We start from the raw sequence: 16,797 nt of genomic DNA, 5'->3' as shown, positions 1-16,797 counted from the left end.
GATGCCCACGTGGCCGGTCTTTTTCGCTCAGTGTGCCTGGTGGGCGCGGGCGTCGCGCTGACCGGGTTCGCCGGCCTGCTGGCCGCCACCACCGACTCCGAGGGCCGCGGCCCGGTCGTCGAGCTGGCGGGGCTCGAGGAGCCCTATCTCAAGGTCACCTCGGTCGACGTCGATCCCCGCGAGGTGTCGCTCGCGTGGGCGGGCAACGGCAGCGAGTACCGGGTCAGCCTCGGCGAGGACCTGACCAAGCCCACGCGCACCCTCATCACCACCCAGCCGCAGGCGGTCCTGCCCGCGCCGGACGCCGCCGACCCCAAGGGCCGCGTGAGCTACCGCGTCGAGGCCGTCGACGAGGGAGACACCGAGATGGCGGTCGAGGGCACCGTCACGCTGCTGCCCCACGTGCCGGCGAAGCCTAAGGTGAAGCTCACGGCGCCCGACGGCGCCGTGCTGAAGTGGAAGCGCGCCGCCTACGCCACCACCTACGACGTCGCGGTGTCCCATTCCAAGCGCGAGCTGCCGCGCAAGGTCCGGCGCCTGAAGGAGGGTGGCACCGCCTTCGCCACCACCTCGCTCAAGCCCGAGAAGACCTACTACGTGCGCGTCCGTGCCGTCGGCGAGGCCGGCGTCAGCGAGTTCGGGCCGCCGATCAAGGTCACCACTCCCCCCGAGGCGTCGGAGTTCACGATCGGCTCGTGGAACATCTGCGCCGAGGCGTGCTCGGGCTTCGGCGGCCGCCGCGGGCCGCAGGCCGCGCAGGTCCACGCGGCCGAGGTCGACATCATGGCCGTCCAGGAGGCGGGCGGGAAGCGGGTCGGCCCGACCACGAACGCCGCCTTCAGCGGAGGACCGCGCGGGCTCGTGATGGCCCAGGGCGGCGGCAACTCGCGCTACCTCTTCTACTCGCCGGAGAAGTTCGAGCAGCTCGCCGGCGGTCGCTGGTCGCTGGGCCACGGCCGCTGGGCCACGTGGGCGCGCCTGGAGGACAAGGAGACCGAGCGGCCGTTCGTCGTCGTCAGCGTCCACCTCCTCAGCGGCCACAACAAGACCGGTCAGCGCGCCTCCGAGATGCGCACCCTGATGGGTGGCCTCGCCTCGGTCAATCCCGCGGGCGATCCGGTCGTGCTGGCCGGCGACTTCAACTCGGGAACGCACCGCAACGGCGACACCGTCGGCCCGATCGTGCGCGCGAACGGGTACCGCGACTCTGTGGAAGTCGCCGAGGACACCGAGAACGCCCAGGTCAACACCGGCAGCCGCCGCGGCGACTCGGCGATCATGTCCGCCGACCACGTCGACCACATCTACGTATCCGACCAGTGGGCCGTCCCGGCCTGGAAGCAGTGGGCCAGCCTGAGCGGCACCACCTACGTCGGACCGTGGCTGTCCGACCACAACATGATCGGCGCCACCGTGGCCCTCGAGCGCGAGGACGAGGAGCTCGTGAAGGAGCCCAGCGAGGTCGTCACCGTGCCCGCGGAGATCGACGAGGACGTCGCACCGGGCACGCTCAACTGACGTCCGGCCCTGTCCTCCTGCTGAAAACGATGTGACTGAAGTGACATCCGGCGGTTAGGCTCTCGACCATGCGTCTTCGCCTGCTCGCCTGTTCCGTGATCGCCGTCCTCACCGCGGCGACGCTCGGCACGCCCGCGGAGGCGGCCTCCAAGAAGCCCGGCGGGGTCGGCCTGGTGTCGGTCACCGGCGCCGCCACCTACGAGTCCGGTGGCAAGAAGTACGCCAAGGTCTCGATCACCTGGCCGAAGGCCACGCGAGCCAAGAAGTACCAGGTCTTCGCCGCGGGCTCCCGCGCCGGAGTCCTGAAGGCCAAGAAGGCCCGCGTCACCACGAAGTCCCGGCGGGCGACGATCACGAAGCTGCGCCGCAACCGCACCGTCTGGATCCAGGTGCGTGCCGTGAACGGCTCCAAGGCCGGCAAGCGGTCGGCCCGCATCGCCCGCGTGACCCCCGCAGCCTCGAAGTCCCTCAGCACCAAGCGGTACCCCGCCTACAAGCTGATGAGCTACAACGTCTGCTCGAACGCGTGCAGCCGCTGGAGCTCGCGGATGCCCCTCGTGGTCCGGGAGGTCCAGCGGATCAGGCCCGACGTCCTGGCCGTCCAGGAGGCCAGCCAGTGGAAGGGCGCCCAGATCCCCGGCTACACCGAGACCCTCGGTGGCAAGGACAACCGCATCTTCTACCGCACCGCCGCCTTCGAGCAGGTGACGCAGCGCCTGTCGGCCACCCAGCAGTCGTCCGAGTGCGAGACCACGTGGGACCCAGTCGCCAGGAAGGACGTGCGGGTCGAGCCGTGCGTGCTGCCGCTCGACGGCGTTGCCGAGCCCGAGGGCAAGGACGCACCCTGGACGGTCCTGCGCCACCGGGCCAGCGGCCAGGCCGCCGTCTTCGTGGGCGTCCACCTCAAGGTCGACGAGGCCCGCTCCAACGCCGGCGTCCGCGCCTCCCAGACCTCGAAGATCTTCTCCGACCTCAACGGCCAGCTCGCGTGGTGGGGCAAGCGGATGCACAACCTGCCCGTCGTCCTGATCGGCGACTTCAACACGAACCGCAGCCGCGCCGGCAACAGCCGGCTCGAGTCCGTGATGCACGCGAACGGCTTCTACGACGCCTACGAGCAGGCCCGCTCGGTGTCGCGCCAGCACTTCAACACCGCCAACCCGCGCTGGTCCACGCAGCCCGTCGTCGGTGTGACGTGGGGCGACCACGTGGACAAGGTCTGGGTGCGCCCCGGCCGGTCGCGCGTGGTGCAGTGGGCCAACGTCGGCCTGATGTCCGGCGGCCGCTTCGTGGCCCCGCTGCCCTCGGACCACCACCCGCTGCTGGTGCGCGCCCAGATCTCCTGACCCGGGCGCGCCGGCCTCAGCCCTTCTTGTGGCGGGGCTTCTTGTCCTTCGCGTCGGGCTTGGAGTACGGCTTGCCCGCGCCCTTGGCGTAGGGCTTCGACGGCGGACGCTTGCGGTCGCCGCCGGGACGGCCCGCGTCGGGCTGGATGTCGATCTTGCGGCCCGAGATGCGGGTGCCGGCCAGCTGGTCGAACACCGCGTCGGGCAGGTCGGCCGGCAGCTCCACGATCGTGTGCTCGAGCCCGATCGTGATCTTGCCGAAGTCCGAGCGCTTCAGGCCGCCCTCGTTGGCGAGCGCGCCGACGACCATCGCGGGCCGGATCTTGTGGCGCTTGCCCACCGCCAGCCGGTAGGTGGCCATGCCGTCGGAGGTGGGACGCGGAGCGCGCTCACTGCGCTCGCGCGGGGCCCGCTTCTCCTGCGGCGGGTCGGGACGCAGGAAGAACTCCTTGTCGTCCTGACCCATCACGGCGAGTGCGGCCGCGATGTCGGTCATGTCGACGTCGTGCTCCTGCGCGTACTGCTCCACGAGCCCGCGGTACACGCTGAACTGCGGGTCGCCCATGGCGTTGGTGATCGAGCTGGCGAACCGGTCGGCGCGGCGGGCGTTGACCTCGTCGGGCGTCGGCACCGGCATCTGCTCCACCGGCCGGCCCGAGACCCGCTCGAGGGACTCGAGCATCCGGCGCTCGCGCGGGGTGACGAACACGATGGCGTCGCCCGAGCGGCCGGCGCGGCCCGTGCGGCCGATGCGGTGAACGTAGGCCTCGGGGTCGTGCGGGATGTCGTAGTTGACCACGTGGGTGATGCGGTCCACGTCGAGCCCGCGTGCGGCCACGTCGGTGGCCACCACGATGTCGATCGCGCCGCTCTTGAGCTGGCCGACGGTGCGCTCGCGCTGGGCCTGGGCGAGGTCGCCGTTGAGCGCGGCCACGGTGTAGCCGCGGCTGCGGAGCTTCTCGGCGAGCTCCTCGGTGGCCGACTTCGTGCGCACGAAGATCAGCATCGCGTCGCCCTGCTCGACCTCGAGCACGCGCGTCAGCGCGTCGAGCTTGTTGTGGTGCGAGACCGGCATCCAGCGCTGGCGCACGCTGGTGGTGCTGCGCTTGGCCTCGGGGGTCGAGATGTCCTGCGGGTCGTGCAGGTACCGCTTCGCGAGCCGGCGGATGCCCGGGGGCATCGTCGCGGAGAAGAGGGCGACCTGCTTGTACTCGGGGGTGTCGGCCAGGATGCGCTCGACGTCCTCGGCGAAGCCCATGTTGAGCATCTCGTCGGCCTCGTCGAGGACGAGCATCTCCAGGTGCGACAGGTCGAGCGAGCCGCGGTCGAGGTGGTCGATCACGCGACCGGGCGTGCCGACGACGACCTGCGCACCGCGCTTGAGGCCCTGCAGCTGGGCGCCGTAGCTCTGGCCGCCGTAGACCGGCAGCACCTTCAGGCCCGTGCCGGCGGAGTAGCTCTGGATCGCCTCGCTGACCTGCAGCGCGAGCTCGCGCGTGGGCGCCAGGACGAGCGCCTGGGTGCGCGGCGAGCCGGGGTCGAGGCGCTGGACCATGGGCAGCGCGAACGCGGCGGTCTTGCCGGTGCCGGTCTGGGCCAGGCCCACGACGTCGCCGCCCTTGAGCAGCGCGGGGATCGCCTGCGCCTGGATCGGGCTGGGCGTCTCGTAGCCGAGCCCGCGCACCACGGCGACGAGCGAGTCGTCCAGGCCGAGGTGGTCGAAAGAGGTCTCTTCGGTCATCACAGGTTCAATCCGGCCCGCACGTGCAGGCCTGCGTCGGGGTCGACGATCGGTTCCTGGGCGGCGGCGACGCCGTCGGCGAGGAGCGTGGCGTCGACCGGGGTGTTCCGCTTGATCAGCGCGAGCGCGATGGGCCCGAGCTCGTGGTGGCGTGCGGCACTGCCGACCTGCCCGACGACCTTGTCGCCGAGGAGGACGTCGGCACCGTGCGCCGGGAGGTGGTCGACGGAGCCGTCGACGTGGAGCAGGGTCAGCCGGCGGGGCGGGCGGCCGAGGTTGTAGACGCGGGCCACCGTCTCCTGGCCCCGGTAGCAGCCCTTGTCGAGGTGGACGGCCGAGCCGAGCAGCCCGACCTCGTTGGGGATCGTGCGCTCGTCGGTGTCGAGGCCGAAGCGGGGCCGTCCCGCCTCGATCCGCAGCGCCTCCCAGGCCAGCACGCCCACGGGCGTGCCCGGCACGGAGGTCAGGTCGTCGGTGAGCTCGGTGACGAGGCCGTCGGCGTACCGGCCGACGACGAAGCGGTCGTCGACCGCCGCGACCTCGACGCGCGACATGAAGCGCATCCGGTCGAGGAACTGCACCAGCGCCGCGCCCGCACCGGGCTCGGTGTGGGCCCAGAAGGTCTCGCCGTCGTCGACGCCGCTGAAGTCGTGCTCGATCCGGCCCTGCGGCGAGAGCAGCAGCACGTCGGTCCAGCGACCGGCGGCCAGGCCCTCGAGGTACTGCGTGGTGAGCGAGTGCAACCACGTCAGCCGGTCGGGACCGGTGATCCGCAGGACGTCGCGGTTCGAGAGGTCGACGAAGCCCTCGCCCGACAGCAGCGCGCGCTGCTCGGCGGCGAAGGTGGAGCCGTAGTGCGCCGCGACGCCCGCGTCGAGACCCTCGGAGTCGACGGCGCCCTGGCGGTCCAGCAGCGGGCTACGCACGCTCGAGCTTTCCCCAGAGGTGCGACTGCATGGGCTGACCCTCGGCGGCCATGTCGTAGGCGTACATCAGCGCGCCCTCGACGAGTCCGTACATCCGCTGTCCCGCGGTGTACTCCTTGGCGGTCACGGTACGGGCCACGACGTCGGTGGCCAGGGTGATCCGGGCGCCGTCCACCTCGCCGTACCAGATCTCGGCGTACCCGGTGGGGTGCGCCAGGACCAGCTCGACCCTGCCCTCCTCCGAGGGACGCAGGAAGCCGGTCTCGAGGGCGCCGGGGCGAACGCGCTCCCCCGCCTCGTCGGTGATCCAGGTGCGGCTGAAGTAGTGCAGGAACGGCCGGCCGTCATGGGCGAAGGCCACCTCCTGCTCGTAGCCGAACGCCTCGATGGTGGGGTAGTCGCCGCGGCCGTTGCCGTGCCAGGTCCCGAGGAGCCACGCCACGGGCATCAGCTCGGGGTGCAGGTCGGTGGGAATCTGGAAGGCCATGGGTTCCATGCTATCGGCCGCCGGAGAAGGCGCCGCTACGCTCCTGCCATGCGTGCGGTGGTGCAGCGGGTGAGCCGGGCCGAAGTCCGTGTCGACGGCGAGGCCGTGGGCCGCCTCGACGGGCCGGGGCTCGTGGTGCTGCTGGGCGTCACCCACGAGGACACCGCCGAGGACGCACGGCAGCTGGCCGCCAAGATCGCCCGGCTCCGCATCATGGCCGGAGAGCGGTCGGTGGACGAGATCGGTGGCGGGGTCCTGGCGATCAGCCAGTTCACGCTGTACGCCGACACCCGCAAGGGACGCCGGCCCTCGTGGGGCGCAGCGGCTCCCGGCCCCGTGGCCGAGCCGCTCTACGACGCGTTCTGTGCCGCCGTCGAGAGCGCCGGCATGCCCGTGGAGCGCGGCGTCTTCGGCGCCGACATGGCGGTCGAGCTGGTCAATGACGGCCCCGTGACGATCGTGTTGGATTCCTGAAAACTCCTCTCAGCAACGGCCGTCATACTGGAAAGGTTGTGACAACCATGAGGAGTGAGCGGTGACAGACGCACCCGAAGCGGTCCGGCGACCCGGATCGCGCGCGTCGAACCGTCGTTCCTTCCGCCAGCGCCACCCTGCCATCGTCTGGGCGGCCGTGCTGATCGTGCTGCTGCCGCTCGTGGGAGGTTCGGCCTACGCCTGGAACCTCAAGCGCAAGCTCGACGACGTCGACAAGGTGAAGGTCATCGAGGAGCAGCCCGACCCCGACGAGGGCCGCGCGCTCAACATCCTGCTGCTGGGCTCTGACAAGGGCGAGCCCCAGGAGGGCCAGTCCAAGAAGACCACGATCGCCGAGGACGCCGCCTCGGGCGACTGGCCCACCGGCAAGTACCGCAGCGACACGCTCATGGTGGTGCACATCCCGGCGGACCGGAAGAAGGTCTACCTCGTCTCGCTGCCCCGCGACTCGTTCGTCCCGATCTACGACGAGAAGGGCGAGACCGACCACTCCGAGAAGATCAACGCCGCGTTCAGCGCCGGCGGGCCGCGCGCGGCGATCAACACAGTGGAGAACCTCACCGGCCTGAAGATGGACCACCTGACGATCATCGACTGGGAGGGCTTCAAGGACCTGTCGTCCGCCGTCGGCGGCGTCGAGGTGACGATCCCGGAGTCGTTCTACGACCCCCAGCAGAAGATCCAGTGGGACTCGGGCACGCAGACGCTGGAGGGCAAGAAGGCGCTCGACTACGTCCGCACGCGGTACGGACTCGCCGGTGGCGACTTCGACCGGATCAAGCGCCAGCAGAACTTCATGCGCTCCCTCATGGGCAAGATGCTCAGCTCGGGCGTCACCACGAGCCCGACGAAGCTCACCAAGACGGTCTCGGCGCTGACCAAGAACCTCACGGTCGACGAGGGCTGGTCGGGCACGGCGATGGCCAAGCTGGCGCTGTCGCTCCGCGGCATCCGCACTGATGACGTCACCTTCATGACGGCCCCGGTGCAGGGCACCCAGACCGACCCCACCTACGGCAGCGTCGTGGTGCTCCAGCCGGACAAGATGGAGGAGCTGTTCACCGCGCTGAGCAAGGACCGCATGGCGGAGTACCTGCAGAAGTACCCCGACGACGTCCTGCCCGACCCCGAAGAGGTCTCCTGACCTAGGCGCCCCGGCGGTTCCACTCGATCGCCGGGCACGTGTCCATCACCATGGCCAGTCCGGCGTCGATCGTGCGCTCGAAGGCGGCCTGGTCGATGACCCCCAGCTGGAACCAGACCGCCTGCGCGCCGATCTCCACGGCCTGGTCGGCGAACGGCCCGGCCTCCTCGGAGCGGCGGAAGACGTCGACGACGTCGATCGGGAACGGCACGTCGGCCAGCGTCGCGTAGCCCTGCTCCCCCAGCACCACCGGCGCGTCGGGGTGGATGGGCACGATGCGCTTGCCGCGCCGCTGGAGCAGCTGCGCGATCGAGTAGGCGGTGCGCGAGGTGTTGTTCGACAACCCCACGACGGCCCACGTGTCGAGGTCGTCGAGCATGAGGGAAACGGCGGCGGGATCCTGCCAGTCGGTCATGCTCCGACCGTAACCTCGACCGCCCGTGCGCGCCGGTCGGGAGCGGCCCCGCGGCGTCCGTATCCTGAACTCGTGACGACCGTCCTGACCTACGGAACCTTCGACCTCTTCCACATCGGCCACCTGCGCCTGCTGGAGCGCCTGTCCTCGATGGGCGACCGGCTCGTGGTCGGGGTCTCCACCGACGACTTCAACGCCGGGAAGGGCAAGAGCACGGTGGTCCCCTACGCCGATCGCGCCGCCATCGTGGGCGCGATCAAGGGCGTCGACCTGGTCCTGCCCGAGGAGTCGTGGGAGCAGAAGCGCCGCGACATCGTCGAGCAGGAGGTCGACGTGTTCGTGATGGGCGACGACTGGACGGGCAAGTTCGACGACCTGTCCGACCTGTGCCGGGTGGAGTACCTGCCGCGCACGAAGGGCATCTCCACGACGGGCCTCAAGGAGATGCTGCGGGTGCTGGACCCGGCGCACATCGAGGAGATGCAGGACGCGCTGGGCGTCCTCTCACGCCTCCTCGACCACTACCGCGACCTCACCTGAGTCGCCGAGGCCCGGCAGCAGCAGCCGGAAGGTGGTGTGCTCGGCCTCGACGAGCTCGAGGTAGCCGCCCATCGTGCTCGCGAGGTCGGCGGCGATCGTCAGTCCGAGACCTCCCACGTCGCCCTGCTTGCGACTGGCACCGCGGTTGAAGATCTCATTCCCGAAGGTGCGGCGCCCGCGGTCGGCCACCACGATCTCCACGTAGGAGCCGGTGTCCTTGGCCTCGACGGTGACCGGGCTGACGCCGTGGCTCGACGCGTTCTCGATGAGCACGTCGAGGATCTGCACCACCGGCCCCGGGACGACGCGAGCGAAGACCTGGCCCCGCTCGATCTGGTGCACCATGTAGTTGTCGGGCGCGACGATGGGCTTCCAGCGAGCGACCACGTCGCTCACCAGCTCGCTCAGGTCGACGTCGGAGGCGTCGCCGAGTCGTTGACCCCGGGCCAGGCCCAGCAGCTCGTCGATCGCGCTGCTCAGCCGGTCGAGCTCAGGCAGGTAGCGATTGAGCTCCTCGGCGACCTCGGGCGGCGTCTGCGGCCACATCGAGAGGTCCTCCAGCTCGAGGCGCAGCGCCGTGATCGGCGTCCGCAGCTGGTGCGAGGCGTTGGCCGCGAACTCGCGCTCCCGTCGCACGAGCTCGCCCAGCCGGGCGGAGCTCGTCCGCAGAGCGGCGCCGATCGCCTCGGCCTCGGGGATCGAGTAGTGCGGGGGATCCACGTCGAAGCGTCCGAGGCCCAACCGGTCGGCCGCCTCGGCGAGCTCGTCGAAGGGCCGCGACAGCCGCCGCGCCAGGACGTAGCCGAAGGCCGCGGCGATCGCCACGAGGCTGAGGCCGATGAGGATCAGCGGCACGAGCGCGTCGGAGATCCGCTCCTCGATGAGGTCGCGCGACCGCGACAGAGTGAGCGTCCCGCCGTCCTCCAGGTCGCGCGTCTCCACGATGTCGTCCGCGGGGTCGACCTCGGGCCCGGCGACGACGGGAGCCCCGGTCTCGGGCTCGTAGGTCAGTGTCTCGGCCTCGCTGAGGAAGCCGCTGAGGAACTCCACGTCGACCGCGGAGTCGTTCTTGCGCCGCTCGTCGACGACGGCGGCCAGCTGGTCGGCGGCCCGCTCGATCTTGCGCTCCTCGTACGAGGTGACGAGGTCGGCGAGCATGTAGGCGCGCGGGATGCCGTAGAGGGCGAGCATCGCCGCGGTCATGCCCACGAGGGCCACGACCAGCCGCTCACGCATCGGCCTGGTCCTCCAGCCGGAAGCCCACGCCGCGGACGTTCGTGATCTGCACCGGCGCCCCGGCGTCCTCGAGCTTCTGACGCAGGCGGCCCACCGTGGCGTCGACCATCTTCGTCGAGCCGAACCAGTTCTCGTCCCAGACGTCGCTGGTCAGGCGCTCGCGGGTCACCACCGCTCCGCGCACCTCGTCGAGCAGGACGAGGACGTCGAACTCCTTCGACGTCACGGCCACCTCCGTGATGCCCACCCAGATCCGGCGCGACGCCGGGTCCACGCGCAGGCCGGAGGAGGCGGGTGCCGCGGCCACCGCGGGCTCGACGGGCTCGACCGCCGCGCTGCGGCGCAGCAGCGCCCGTGCCCGCGCGAGGAGCTCGGCCAGGGCGAAGGGCTTGGAGAGATAGTCGTCGGCCCCCACGTCGAGGCCGACCACGCGATCGAGCTCACCGCCGCGCGCCGTCAGGATGATGATGCCGCCGAGGTAGCCGCCCTCGCGGACCTGGCGGCAGACCTCGAGCCCGTCGATGTCCGGCAGGCCCAGGTCGAGCAGCACGAGGTCGACGCCTCCGGCCCTGATCCGCTCGACGGCCGTGAGGCCCTCCGCCACCCGCTCGACGGTGTAGCCCTCACGCTCGAGCGTGCGGACCAGGGGCGGGGCGATCTTGTCGTCGTCCTCGACGACGAGCACGTGAGTGGCCACGGTCACCGAGCATAGGGCCGGCGGGTGCGGAGAGCGTGCTCCCGTCTCACTCGCCCGTCCTGCACCAGCAGCACCACGACCGCCGCGCTGAGCGCGATCAGCGCCAGCCGGGTGGCCGAGAAGTCTCCACCACCGTCGCCGGGGAGTCCCACCGTCATGGCCAGCAGGCTGCTGCCCGCCGTCGCGGCCACGAGCGCGCCGGCGCCCAGGTGCGACTCGAAGCAGTTGTGCATCCACATCTTCACGGCGGTGAGACCGGCGACCGCGGCGATCACGATCTCCATCACGACGTAGACGCGTGACGGTGCGGCCGGGAGCAGGGTCAGGTAGACCAGGCCGATCGCGAGGCAGGCGGCCGCGGCCCAACGAGAGGCGGTCGTGCGCAGGCGTTGCATCAGAAGTCCTTGTCGGCGGTGCCGGATTCGGTGACGTTGGCGGTGGAGGAACGGATGCCCGACAGATCGGTGGCCGCACTGCTCGGGGTCCACACCATCGCGGCGGCGGTGGTGTTCGTCCGCAGGTCGCTCGCCTTGCCACTGGCGAAGGTGCCGAGCTTCAGCGTGACGACGGTGCGGTCCAGGCCGTTCACCGTGGTGGTGCTGGCGGTCATCGTCGCGTTCAGGCTGACGGTGCGCAGCAGCCGGACGTAGTCGCCCTTGAGGTTGACCGAGCCCAGGCCCAGCACGGTGCTGCCGTTGAGGACGTCGAGCGTGTCGCCCTTGCTGCCGCGGAGCAGCGCCGGCAGGTTGCCGTCACGGAGCCGGACCTGCACGTTCGTGGCCGACCCGTTCCAGCCCGCCATGACCGAGGCCGGGTTGACCTGTGCGGTGTACGTGAAGGTGATCGTGTCGTTCGCGCCCGGCAGGCCGGCGGTGCTGCCCGAGCCGTTGGCGGTCTGGACGTCGGCTCCCGCGAGGGGGCTGTTGTCCACCGGCACCGTCTCGAGAGCCGAGACCGTCGTCCGGCCGGAGCCGTCGAGCAGGGCGGCGCGCAGGTCGTACACGGCGCTGGCGACCTTCGTCGTGTCCCACGCGCAGGTGTAGGGCGACGTGGTGTCGGTGCAGACGTCGGTCCAGGTGGTGCCGCCGGTCGGGGCGTACTGGATGCGCACCGACGTGACGCCGGCGGTGGAGCTGGCGACGGCGGTGAGGGTGGCCGTGCGGCTCAGCAGGGCGCCGGGATCGTCGAGCGACACCGAGGACACCGTGTTGTCGACGACGCGGTTCGCCACGGTGGCCGAGGTCGTCGTGTTGCCGGCCTCGTCGGTGGCGACCGCGCGGAACGAGTACGTGCCGTTCGCCAGGGCCGAGGTGCCGGCGCGGCAGGACCACGGCTCGGCCTCGATCGTGCACAGCGACTTCCAGGTGGAGGTGCCGGAAGCCGCGTACTGGAGCTCCACGGTGGCGACGCCGGAGTGGGCGTCGGCGGCCGTGGCGGCGAAGGTGCGCGTGCCGCTCAGCGGCGTGCCGGGGTCGATCATCGTGACGGTCGGGGCGACGTTGTCGACGGTGACGTCGGTGACGACCTCCGACGTGGTGGTGGTCGAGCCGGCCGTGAGCTGGGCGCGGAACTCGTAGTCACCCGACGCGACGCCGGCCGAGTTCCACGAGCACGTGTAGGGAGAGACGAGGTTCGAGCAGGCGGTGGACCAGGTGGAGGCGCCCACCAGGCGGTACTGGAGGCGCACCGTGTGGCTGAGCGTGCCGGTGTTGAAGGCGCCCGCGGAGAGCTGCACCGTGCCGCGGACCGTGTCGCCCGGGTCGTTCATCACGACGAGCAGCTTGTTCGCGACCGCCGTGCGGACGGCGTCGGACGTGGTCTCGTACCCGGCCAGGTCGGTCGCACGGGCCCGGAGATCGTAGCGGCCGTCGGCGAGTGCGGTGGTGGTCCATGCGCAGGAGTACGGGGCGGTCGCGTCGGTGCACAGCGCGGTCCAGGTGCCGGATCCGACGGGGCTGTACTCGACCGTGACGTCCTTGACGCCGAGCCCGGAGTCGGAGGCCTGCGCCTCGATCGTCACGGTGCCCTGGACCGCCGTGCCGGGGGACGTCACGGCGACGGTCGGAGGCGTCCAGTCCGCGGCGGCGCGCACGGTGGCGGTGCCCTGCGTGGTGGAGGTGAAGGTCGCGGACGAGAAGCCCGGGGAGATGAAGGCGGCCACCGCGAGCAGGGCCAGAACGGCCAGCAGGGTCAGGGAACGACGCGCGGAGTCGATGCGCACGGGTCCACCTGCCTTCTGGTTCCGGTTCATGTGGTCAACGCTACGGAGCAGCGCTCCACGGGCGATCCACACGAGATCCTCGGGAGTTCCACACTTCGCAGTGGACGCGGGGGACGGCTCAGGTGAGCGCGTGGCGGCCGGCGACGGCCACGGGGATGGCCCGGGCGCCGGCCTTCTTCGCCGGGGCGCCGGCGGTGGGCGTCAGCGGCGCGGGCGCGTCGTCGTCCTCGGGGCGACGCAGGGCGCGGCCGAGATCGACCAGGGCGATCAGGGCGATGAGTCCGGCCGGCACGCCGATGACGAGCATGCGGGTCTCGCGGTCGGCCAGGGCCATGAAGGCGTACCCGACGTACGGGACGGTCTGCTCCACGACCGGCTGGGTGCCCGAGAGGAGGCTGAACTCCCACGGGTCTGGGTCGGGGTTGGCGTCGCCCTGGGTCGTGAAGAGGCGGGCGCCGCTCTCGCCGGGCTCGATCTGCGTGATGCGGTGCGTGACGAGCGTCGAGACGCCGCTGTCGGCCGGGGGGAGGTAGGTGATGACGTCGCCGACGGCGAGGTCGGCCACGGGCACGGGGCGCTCGAAGGCGATCGAGCCCTTCTCGAACGTGCCGGACATCGAGCCGCCGGTGATCACGTAGCGCTCGAAGCCGAAGAGGCTGGGGGTGATGTAGGCCACGCTGGCGACGGTGACGACGAGGAGGAGCAGCGTGGTGACGCCACGGCCGAGGAGGCGGGCTGCTCGCGTGAGGTGCTTCATCGGGGTCTCCTTCGTCGGTCGGTACTGGTGGGTCGGTGTGCTCCGGGCTGGGTGGCAGGGCGCCCGAACGACGCCCTGCCGTCAACCCAGTTCCCCGGAGCGGGGCGTCACTGGTTCGTGGTGGTCCCGTCCAGCTGGACGGCGTCCCAGGTGTACGTGGCGGTCGCGGCCTTGCCCTGCTGCGTGTTGGACGCGGCCTGGTCGAGGGTGACCGTGAAGGTGTAGTCGTTCGCCTCGCCGGCGGCCCACGTGCCGAGCGTGTTCTTGGTGCCGTCGGCCAGGCCGCCGAAGGTGCCCGAGTAGACGGTCGTGTTCTTCGTCGTGTTCTTGATGACGAGCTTGAGGTTCTCACCGTCGAAGCCGTTGGTGGAGGCCACCTCGGTCAGCGAGAAGTTCGCGGGCAGCGTGCCGGTGTTGGTCAGCTTGAGCGAGCCGTTGAGGACGTCGCCCGGCTTGAGGTTGTCGAGGTTGAAGACCGCCTGGCCGGCCTTGGAGTTGCTCTGCGTCAGCGTGCCGGAGGTGGCGGCGCTGATGGTGTTGCCCGTGGTCGAGCTGAAGGTCGCGCCCGAGCCCACGGCGATGACGCCGGCGGCCAGCAGCGTGGCGAGGGGGACGAGGACCTTGGTGGAACGGCTGGTGCGCATGTGCTTCTCCTGTGTTCGGGTGCCGGCCGCACTCTGCGGTCTGGCTGGGTTGACAAGAAGAACGCTACGGAGGCCAGATCCACACGATGTCCACGTGGAATCCACCGCCGGTCCCCACTTCGGCACCGTTTGTCCACCGCTGCGCCACCAGGTCCACACGCATGACGAAGGGCCCCGGGAGATCACTCCCGGGGCCCTTCGGTGCTGCTGGGTCAGATGGCGACGGCCACGTCCGCGACCGAGCCCTTGGCGGCGACCACCTGCGAGTCGACCACCTCCGCTCGCGGCGCCAGCGTGCGCAGCGTCCAGGTGCCGGGCGCGGCGAAGAACCGGAACTGGCCGGTCGCCGACGTCGGCACCTCGGCGGTGAACTCACCGTTGCGGTCGAGCAGGCGCACGTAGGCGTTGCCCACCGGCTGCTCGTCGCGCAGCACGACTCCCTGGATCACGGCCTGGTTCGTCACGTCGACGCCCTCGAGGCTCGGTCCGCCCTTGATCGCTCCACACATGGTCAGGCCTTTCCGGGCTCGTCGCCGAGGGCGACCGGCACGCCGCGCAGCGAGCCGTACTCGCTCCACGAGCCGTCGTAGTTCTTGACGTTGGGGTAGCCGAGGATCTCGCTCAGCACGAACCACGTGTGCGAGCTGCGCTCGCCGATGCGGCAGTACGCGATGGTGTCCTTGCCCTCGTCGAGGCCGGCGCCTGCGTACAGCGCCGAGAGCTCCTCGTCCTTGCGGAACGTGCCGTCATCGTTCGCGGCCTTGCTCCACGGCACGTTGCCGGCGGTGGGGATGTGGCCACCGATCTGCGCGGCCTCCTGGGGCAGGTGCGCCGGGGCGAGCAGGCGACCGGCGAACTCGTCGGGGCTGCGCACGTCGATGAGGTTCTTGGTGCCGATGGCCTCGACGACCTCCTCGCGGTAGGCGCGGATGTCCTCATTGGGCTCCTGCGCCGTGTAGGTGGTGGCCGCGCGGGCGGGGGTCTCGTCGGTCAGCTCACGGCTGTCGAGCTCCCATTTCTTGCGGCCGCCGTCGAGCAGGCGCAGGTCGGTGTGGCCGTAGTACTTGAGGTACCAGTACGCGTAGGCCGCGAACCAGTTGTTGTTGCCGCCGTAGAAGACGACCGTGTCGTCGTTCGACACGCCCTTCTCGCTCAGCAGGGCCTCGAGGCGGTCCTTGCTGATGAAGTCGTGGCGGACCCCGTCCTGCAGGTCCTTCTTCCAGTCCAGCTTGATGGCGCCGGGGATGTGGCCCTTGTCGTAGGCCTCGACGTCCTCGTCGACCTCGATGAGGACGACGTTCTCGTCGTTCAGGTGTTCCTCGACCCAGTCGGCGGTGACGAGTGCGGTCTCGCGGCTCATGGTGGTTCCTTTTCCTCTGCGGAGTGGTGGTTGCGACGTGTGGTTCAGGCGCTCATGCCAGTGGCCTGGCGAGGCGGCGGGTGGTCAGGTAGAGCTCGCAGCCCAGGCAGAAGCCCGTGGTGGCGTTGAGCAGGGCGGCGACGAGGGCGAAGCCCACGGCGACGAGTCCGACGGTGGTCAGGCCGGTCGCGAGGGCGACGAGGCCGATCAGGGTGAAGGCCAGGCCGACCGCCTGCGCGAAGCGCGGGGGGCGGGAGTCCTCGGTCCGGGCAGGAGCCCCGATCCGCGGCCGGACGGCGGTGCGGAACAGCCACGCCCACGGCGACGCCGACAGCGACACGAACACACCGAGGGCGAAGACGCCGACCTGGACGGCCAGCAGCACCTCGCGCCACGGCGACGGCAGCACGAGCACCAGCGCCAGGACGGCGGCGGTGATCGCGGCCGTGAAGCGGAGCGCGCGCGGATCGACGACTGAGGTGTCGTGAGGCATGGAGGTTCTCCGAACAGGAGTGAGGGCTGACGAACGTACGGGCGGAGGTGTCAGCGCAGACGACACAGCGCCGAACGCGTGCGGCAGTTGTCCACTGCGCGGCGTCGGGTGAGGTGTGTCGTGAACATGCGCCCACAGTAGGCGGTAGGGCACACCCGACCTCCGTTGAATCTCATTCAGCGAGACTGGCGTCCGTCAAGTGAGACGACTCAGGCGAGAGCGCGGTCCAACGCCACCAGCACCTGGTCGCGCGTCGGGGCCCCCGACGCGCGTTCCACGATGCGGCCCGACGCGTCGAGCACCAGCACCGTGGGCGTCCGCAGCACGCCCACCCGCCGGACGAGATCGAGCTCGGACTCGGCGTCGATCTCCACCGCGGAGACGCCCGGGACGAGGGCGGTCACCTGACCCAGGACCTGCCGGGTGGCACGGCACGGGGCGCAGAAGGCGCTGGAGAACTGGACCAGCGTGGCCCGCTCCCCCAGCGGCACACCGAGGTCGTGCGGGCTCAGCCGCCCGTCCTCCTCGTCGCCCGCCGATCCGGCGAACCGGCCGTTCTTCCACCGCATCGCGGCGGCCAGCACGACCGCCACGACGACGGCCACCAGGAGCACCTCGACTCCGTCCACCGGCTCTCCTCCTCGGTTCGTTCCGCGTGTGACATCGGTGTGACGTGGTTCTCACTGATGGAGCGCCGCTCGTCACAGCCCCGTGACATGAAGTATGGTCGACGAGGCAATGAGGCTTCGATGAACACGGTGCGTTCGTCGGGGCCTC

General features: G+C 70.7%; 19 protein-coding genes. 5 read left to right on the top strand and 14 right to left on the bottom strand.

All coding sequences use genetic code 11. From position 1 onward, the window contains the following. Window positions 1-9 precede the first annotated feature (9 nt). Window positions 10-1,518: an endonuclease/exonuclease/phosphatase family protein gene (locus tag B2363_RS14430; protein ID WP_286931021.1), complete on the top strand. Its 1,509-nt coding sequence runs from the start codon at window positions 10-12 to the stop codon at window positions 1,516-1,518. A 68-nt stretch (window positions 1,519-1,586) separates the two neighbouring features. Then, a complete protein-coding gene (locus B2363_RS14425) occupies window positions 1,587-2,864 on the top strand; it encodes an endonuclease/exonuclease/phosphatase family protein (protein WP_286931020.1) in 1,278 nt (425 codons plus the stop codon). A 16-nt stretch (window positions 2,865-2,880) separates the two neighbouring features. On the opposite strand, the gene B2363_RS14420 is transcribed toward B2363_RS14425, so the two are convergent. The 3 genes from B2363_RS14420 to B2363_RS14410 are packed head-to-tail and all read right to left on the bottom strand — an operon-like array spanning window position 2,881 to window position 6,018. Next, complete coding sequence (locus B2363_RS14420) at window positions 2,881-4,605, bottom strand: DEAD/DEAH box helicase (protein WP_286931019.1); 1,725 nt, start codon at window positions 4,603-4,605, stop codon at window positions 2,881-2,883. Continuing rightward, the gene (locus tag B2363_RS14415) at window positions 4,605-5,531 is read right to left on the bottom strand and encodes a YgfZ/GcvT domain-containing protein (protein ID WP_286931018.1); all 927 of its coding nucleotides are present in this window, start codon (window positions 5,529-5,531) and stop codon (window positions 4,605-4,607) included. The genes B2363_RS14420 and B2363_RS14415 overlap by 1 nt, the downstream gene beginning before the upstream one ends. Beyond that, complete coding sequence (locus B2363_RS14410; RefSeq protein WP_286931016.1) at window positions 5,524-6,018, bottom strand: FABP family protein; 495 nt, start codon at window positions 6,016-6,018, stop codon at window positions 5,524-5,526. Before B2363_RS14410 ends, B2363_RS14415 begins: the two co-directional genes overlap by 8 nt. A 48-nt stretch (window positions 6,019-6,066) precedes the next feature. Here B2363_RS14410 and dtd point away from each other — a divergent pair, with 48 nt between their 5' ends. Beyond that, window positions 6,067-6,492, top strand: a complete 426-nt coding sequence (gene dtd, locus B2363_RS14405; RefSeq protein ID WP_286931015.1) for a D-aminoacyl-tRNA deacylase — start codon at window positions 6,067-6,069, stop codon at window positions 6,490-6,492. A 61-nt stretch (window positions 6,493-6,553) separates the two neighbouring features. Beyond that, complete coding sequence (locus B2363_RS14400; RefSeq protein WP_286931014.1) at window positions 6,554-7,657, top strand: LCP family protein; 1,104 nt, start codon at window positions 6,554-6,556, stop codon at window positions 7,655-7,657. 1 nt (window position 7,658) lies between these two features. Here the strand turns inward: B2363_RS14400 and B2363_RS14395 are convergent, their stop codons facing one another. Beyond that, the gene (locus B2363_RS14395) at window positions 7,659-8,072 is read right to left on the bottom strand and encodes a CoA-binding protein (protein ID WP_286931013.1); all 414 of its coding nucleotides are present in this window, start codon (window positions 8,070-8,072) and stop codon (window positions 7,659-7,661) included. Window positions 8,073-8,144: 72 nt separating this feature from the next. On the opposite strand from B2363_RS14395, the gene B2363_RS14390 reads away from it, so the two are divergent. Then, window positions 8,145-8,612: an adenylyltransferase/cytidyltransferase family protein gene (locus B2363_RS14390; protein ID WP_181753125.1), complete on the top strand. Its 468-nt coding sequence runs from the start codon at window positions 8,145-8,147 to the stop codon at window positions 8,610-8,612. On the opposite strand, the gene B2363_RS14385 is transcribed toward B2363_RS14390, so the two are convergent. From B2363_RS14385 to B2363_RS14340, 10 genes are all read right to left on the bottom strand, one after another. Next, the gene (locus B2363_RS14385) at window positions 8,577-9,848 is read right to left on the bottom strand and encodes a histidine kinase dimerization/phospho-acceptor domain-containing protein (protein ID WP_286931012.1); all 1,272 of its coding nucleotides are present in this window, start codon (window positions 9,846-9,848) and stop codon (window positions 8,577-8,579) included. The two genes, B2363_RS14390 and B2363_RS14385, sit on opposite strands and share 36 nt — an antisense overlap. Then, window positions 9,841-10,545: a response regulator transcription factor gene (locus B2363_RS14380; RefSeq protein ID WP_286931011.1), complete on the bottom strand. Its 705-nt coding sequence runs from the start codon at window positions 10,543-10,545 to the stop codon at window positions 9,841-9,843. The genes B2363_RS14385 and B2363_RS14380 overlap by 8 nt, the downstream gene beginning before the upstream one ends. Before the next feature lie 2 nt (window positions 10,546-10,547). Continuing rightward, complete coding sequence (locus B2363_RS14375) at window positions 10,548-10,940, bottom strand: hypothetical protein (protein ID WP_286931009.1); 393 nt, start codon at window positions 10,938-10,940, stop codon at window positions 10,548-10,550. Further along, complete coding sequence (locus tag B2363_RS14370; RefSeq protein ID WP_286931007.1) at window positions 10,940-12,796, bottom strand: Ig-like domain-containing protein; 1,857 nt, start codon at window positions 12,794-12,796, stop codon at window positions 10,940-10,942. Before B2363_RS14370 ends, B2363_RS14375 begins: the two co-directional genes overlap by 1 nt. Before the next feature lie 88 nt (window positions 12,797-12,884). Then, window positions 12,885-13,523: a signal peptidase I gene (locus tag B2363_RS14365; protein WP_286931006.1), complete on the bottom strand. Its 639-nt coding sequence runs from the start codon at window positions 13,521-13,523 to the stop codon at window positions 12,885-12,887. Between the two features lie 107 nt (window positions 13,524-13,630). Next, entirely contained in the window at window positions 13,631-14,167 is a 537-nt protein-coding gene (locus B2363_RS14360; RefSeq protein WP_181753136.1) for a TasA family protein, read from the bottom strand. Between the two features lie 212 nt (window positions 14,168-14,379). Further along, window positions 14,380-14,676: a DUF1416 domain-containing protein gene (locus B2363_RS14355; protein WP_154595992.1), complete on the bottom strand. Its 297-nt coding sequence runs from the start codon at window positions 14,674-14,676 to the stop codon at window positions 14,380-14,382. Window positions 14,677-14,678: 2 nt separating this feature from the next. Beyond that, window positions 14,679-15,527 carry a sulfurtransferase gene (locus B2363_RS14350; protein ID WP_286931005.1) on the bottom strand — a complete coding sequence of 283 codons (849 nt, stop codon included), beginning with the start codon at window positions 15,525-15,527 and terminating at the stop codon, window positions 14,679-14,681. A 52-nt stretch (window positions 15,528-15,579) separates the two neighbouring features. Next, complete coding sequence (locus tag B2363_RS14345) at window positions 15,580-16,020, bottom strand: DUF4395 domain-containing protein (protein ID WP_286931004.1); 441 nt, start codon at window positions 16,018-16,020, stop codon at window positions 15,580-15,582. A gap of 209 nt (window positions 16,021-16,229) precedes the next feature. Beyond that, window positions 16,230-16,649 (bottom strand): TlpA family protein disulfide reductase, encoded by a 420-nt coding sequence (locus B2363_RS14340; RefSeq protein ID WP_286931003.1) that lies wholly within the window; start codon window positions 16,647-16,649, stop codon window positions 16,230-16,232. Between the last annotated feature and the right edge of the window lie 148 nt (window positions 16,650-16,797).

Origin of the sequence: Aeromicrobium sp. UBA7512 (assembly GCF_002476985.1) — a bacterium.
Taxonomy (GTDB): Bacteria; Actinomycetota; Actinomycetes; order Propionibacteriales; family Nocardioidaceae; genus Aeromicrobium; species Aeromicrobium phoceense.
The sequence above is the reverse complement of the archived record's forward strand: the minus strand, read 5'-3'. Positions and strand labels throughout refer to the sequence as shown.

Bases quoted from the DNA above. Each gene is read 5' to 3' on its own strand.
- B2363_RS14425 (WP_286931020.1), top strand. From the start codon at position 1,587: ATGCGTCTTCGCCTGCTCGCCTGTTCCGTGATCGCCGTCCTCACCGCG.
- B2363_RS14420 (WP_286931019.1), bottom strand. From the start codon at position 4,605: ATGACCGAAGAGACCTCTTTCGACCACCTCGGCCTGGACGACTCGCTC.
- B2363_RS14410 (WP_286931016.1), bottom strand. From the start codon at position 6,018: ATGGCCTTCCAGATTCCCACCGACCTGCACCCCGAGCTGATGCCCGTG.
- dtd (WP_286931015.1), top strand. From the start codon at position 6,067: ATGCGTGCGGTGGTGCAGCGGGTGAGCCGGGCCGAAGTCCGTGTCGAC.
- B2363_RS14395 (WP_286931013.1), bottom strand. From the start codon at position 8,072: ATGACCGACTGGCAGGATCCCGCCGCCGTTTCCCTCATGCTCGACGAC.
- B2363_RS14385 (WP_286931012.1), bottom strand. From the start codon at position 9,848: ATGCGTGAGCGGCTGGTCGTGGCCCTCGTGGGCATGACCGCGGCGATG.
- B2363_RS14375 (WP_286931009.1), bottom strand. From the start codon at position 10,940: ATGCAACGCCTGCGCACGACCGCCTCTCGTTGGGCCGCGGCCGCCTGC.
- B2363_RS14370 (WP_286931007.1), bottom strand. From the start codon at position 12,796: ATGAACCGGAACCAGAAGGCAGGTGGACCCGTGCGCATCGACTCCGCG.
- B2363_RS14365 (WP_286931006.1), bottom strand. From the start codon at position 13,523: ATGAAGCACCTCACGCGAGCAGCCCGCCTCCTCGGCCGTGGCGTCACC.
- B2363_RS14360 (WP_181753136.1), bottom strand. From the start codon at position 14,167: ATGCGCACCAGCCGTTCCACCAAGGTCCTCGTCCCCCTCGCCACGCTG.
- B2363_RS14355 (WP_154595992.1), bottom strand. From the start codon at position 14,676: ATGTGTGGAGCGATCAAGGGCGGACCGAGCCTCGAGGGCGTCGACGTG.
- B2363_RS14350 (WP_286931005.1), bottom strand. From the start codon at position 15,527: ATGAGCCGCGAGACCGCACTCGTCACCGCCGACTGGGTCGAGGAACAC.
- B2363_RS14345 (WP_286931004.1), bottom strand. From the start codon at position 16,020: ATGCCTCACGACACCTCAGTCGTCGATCCGCGCGCGCTCCGCTTCACG.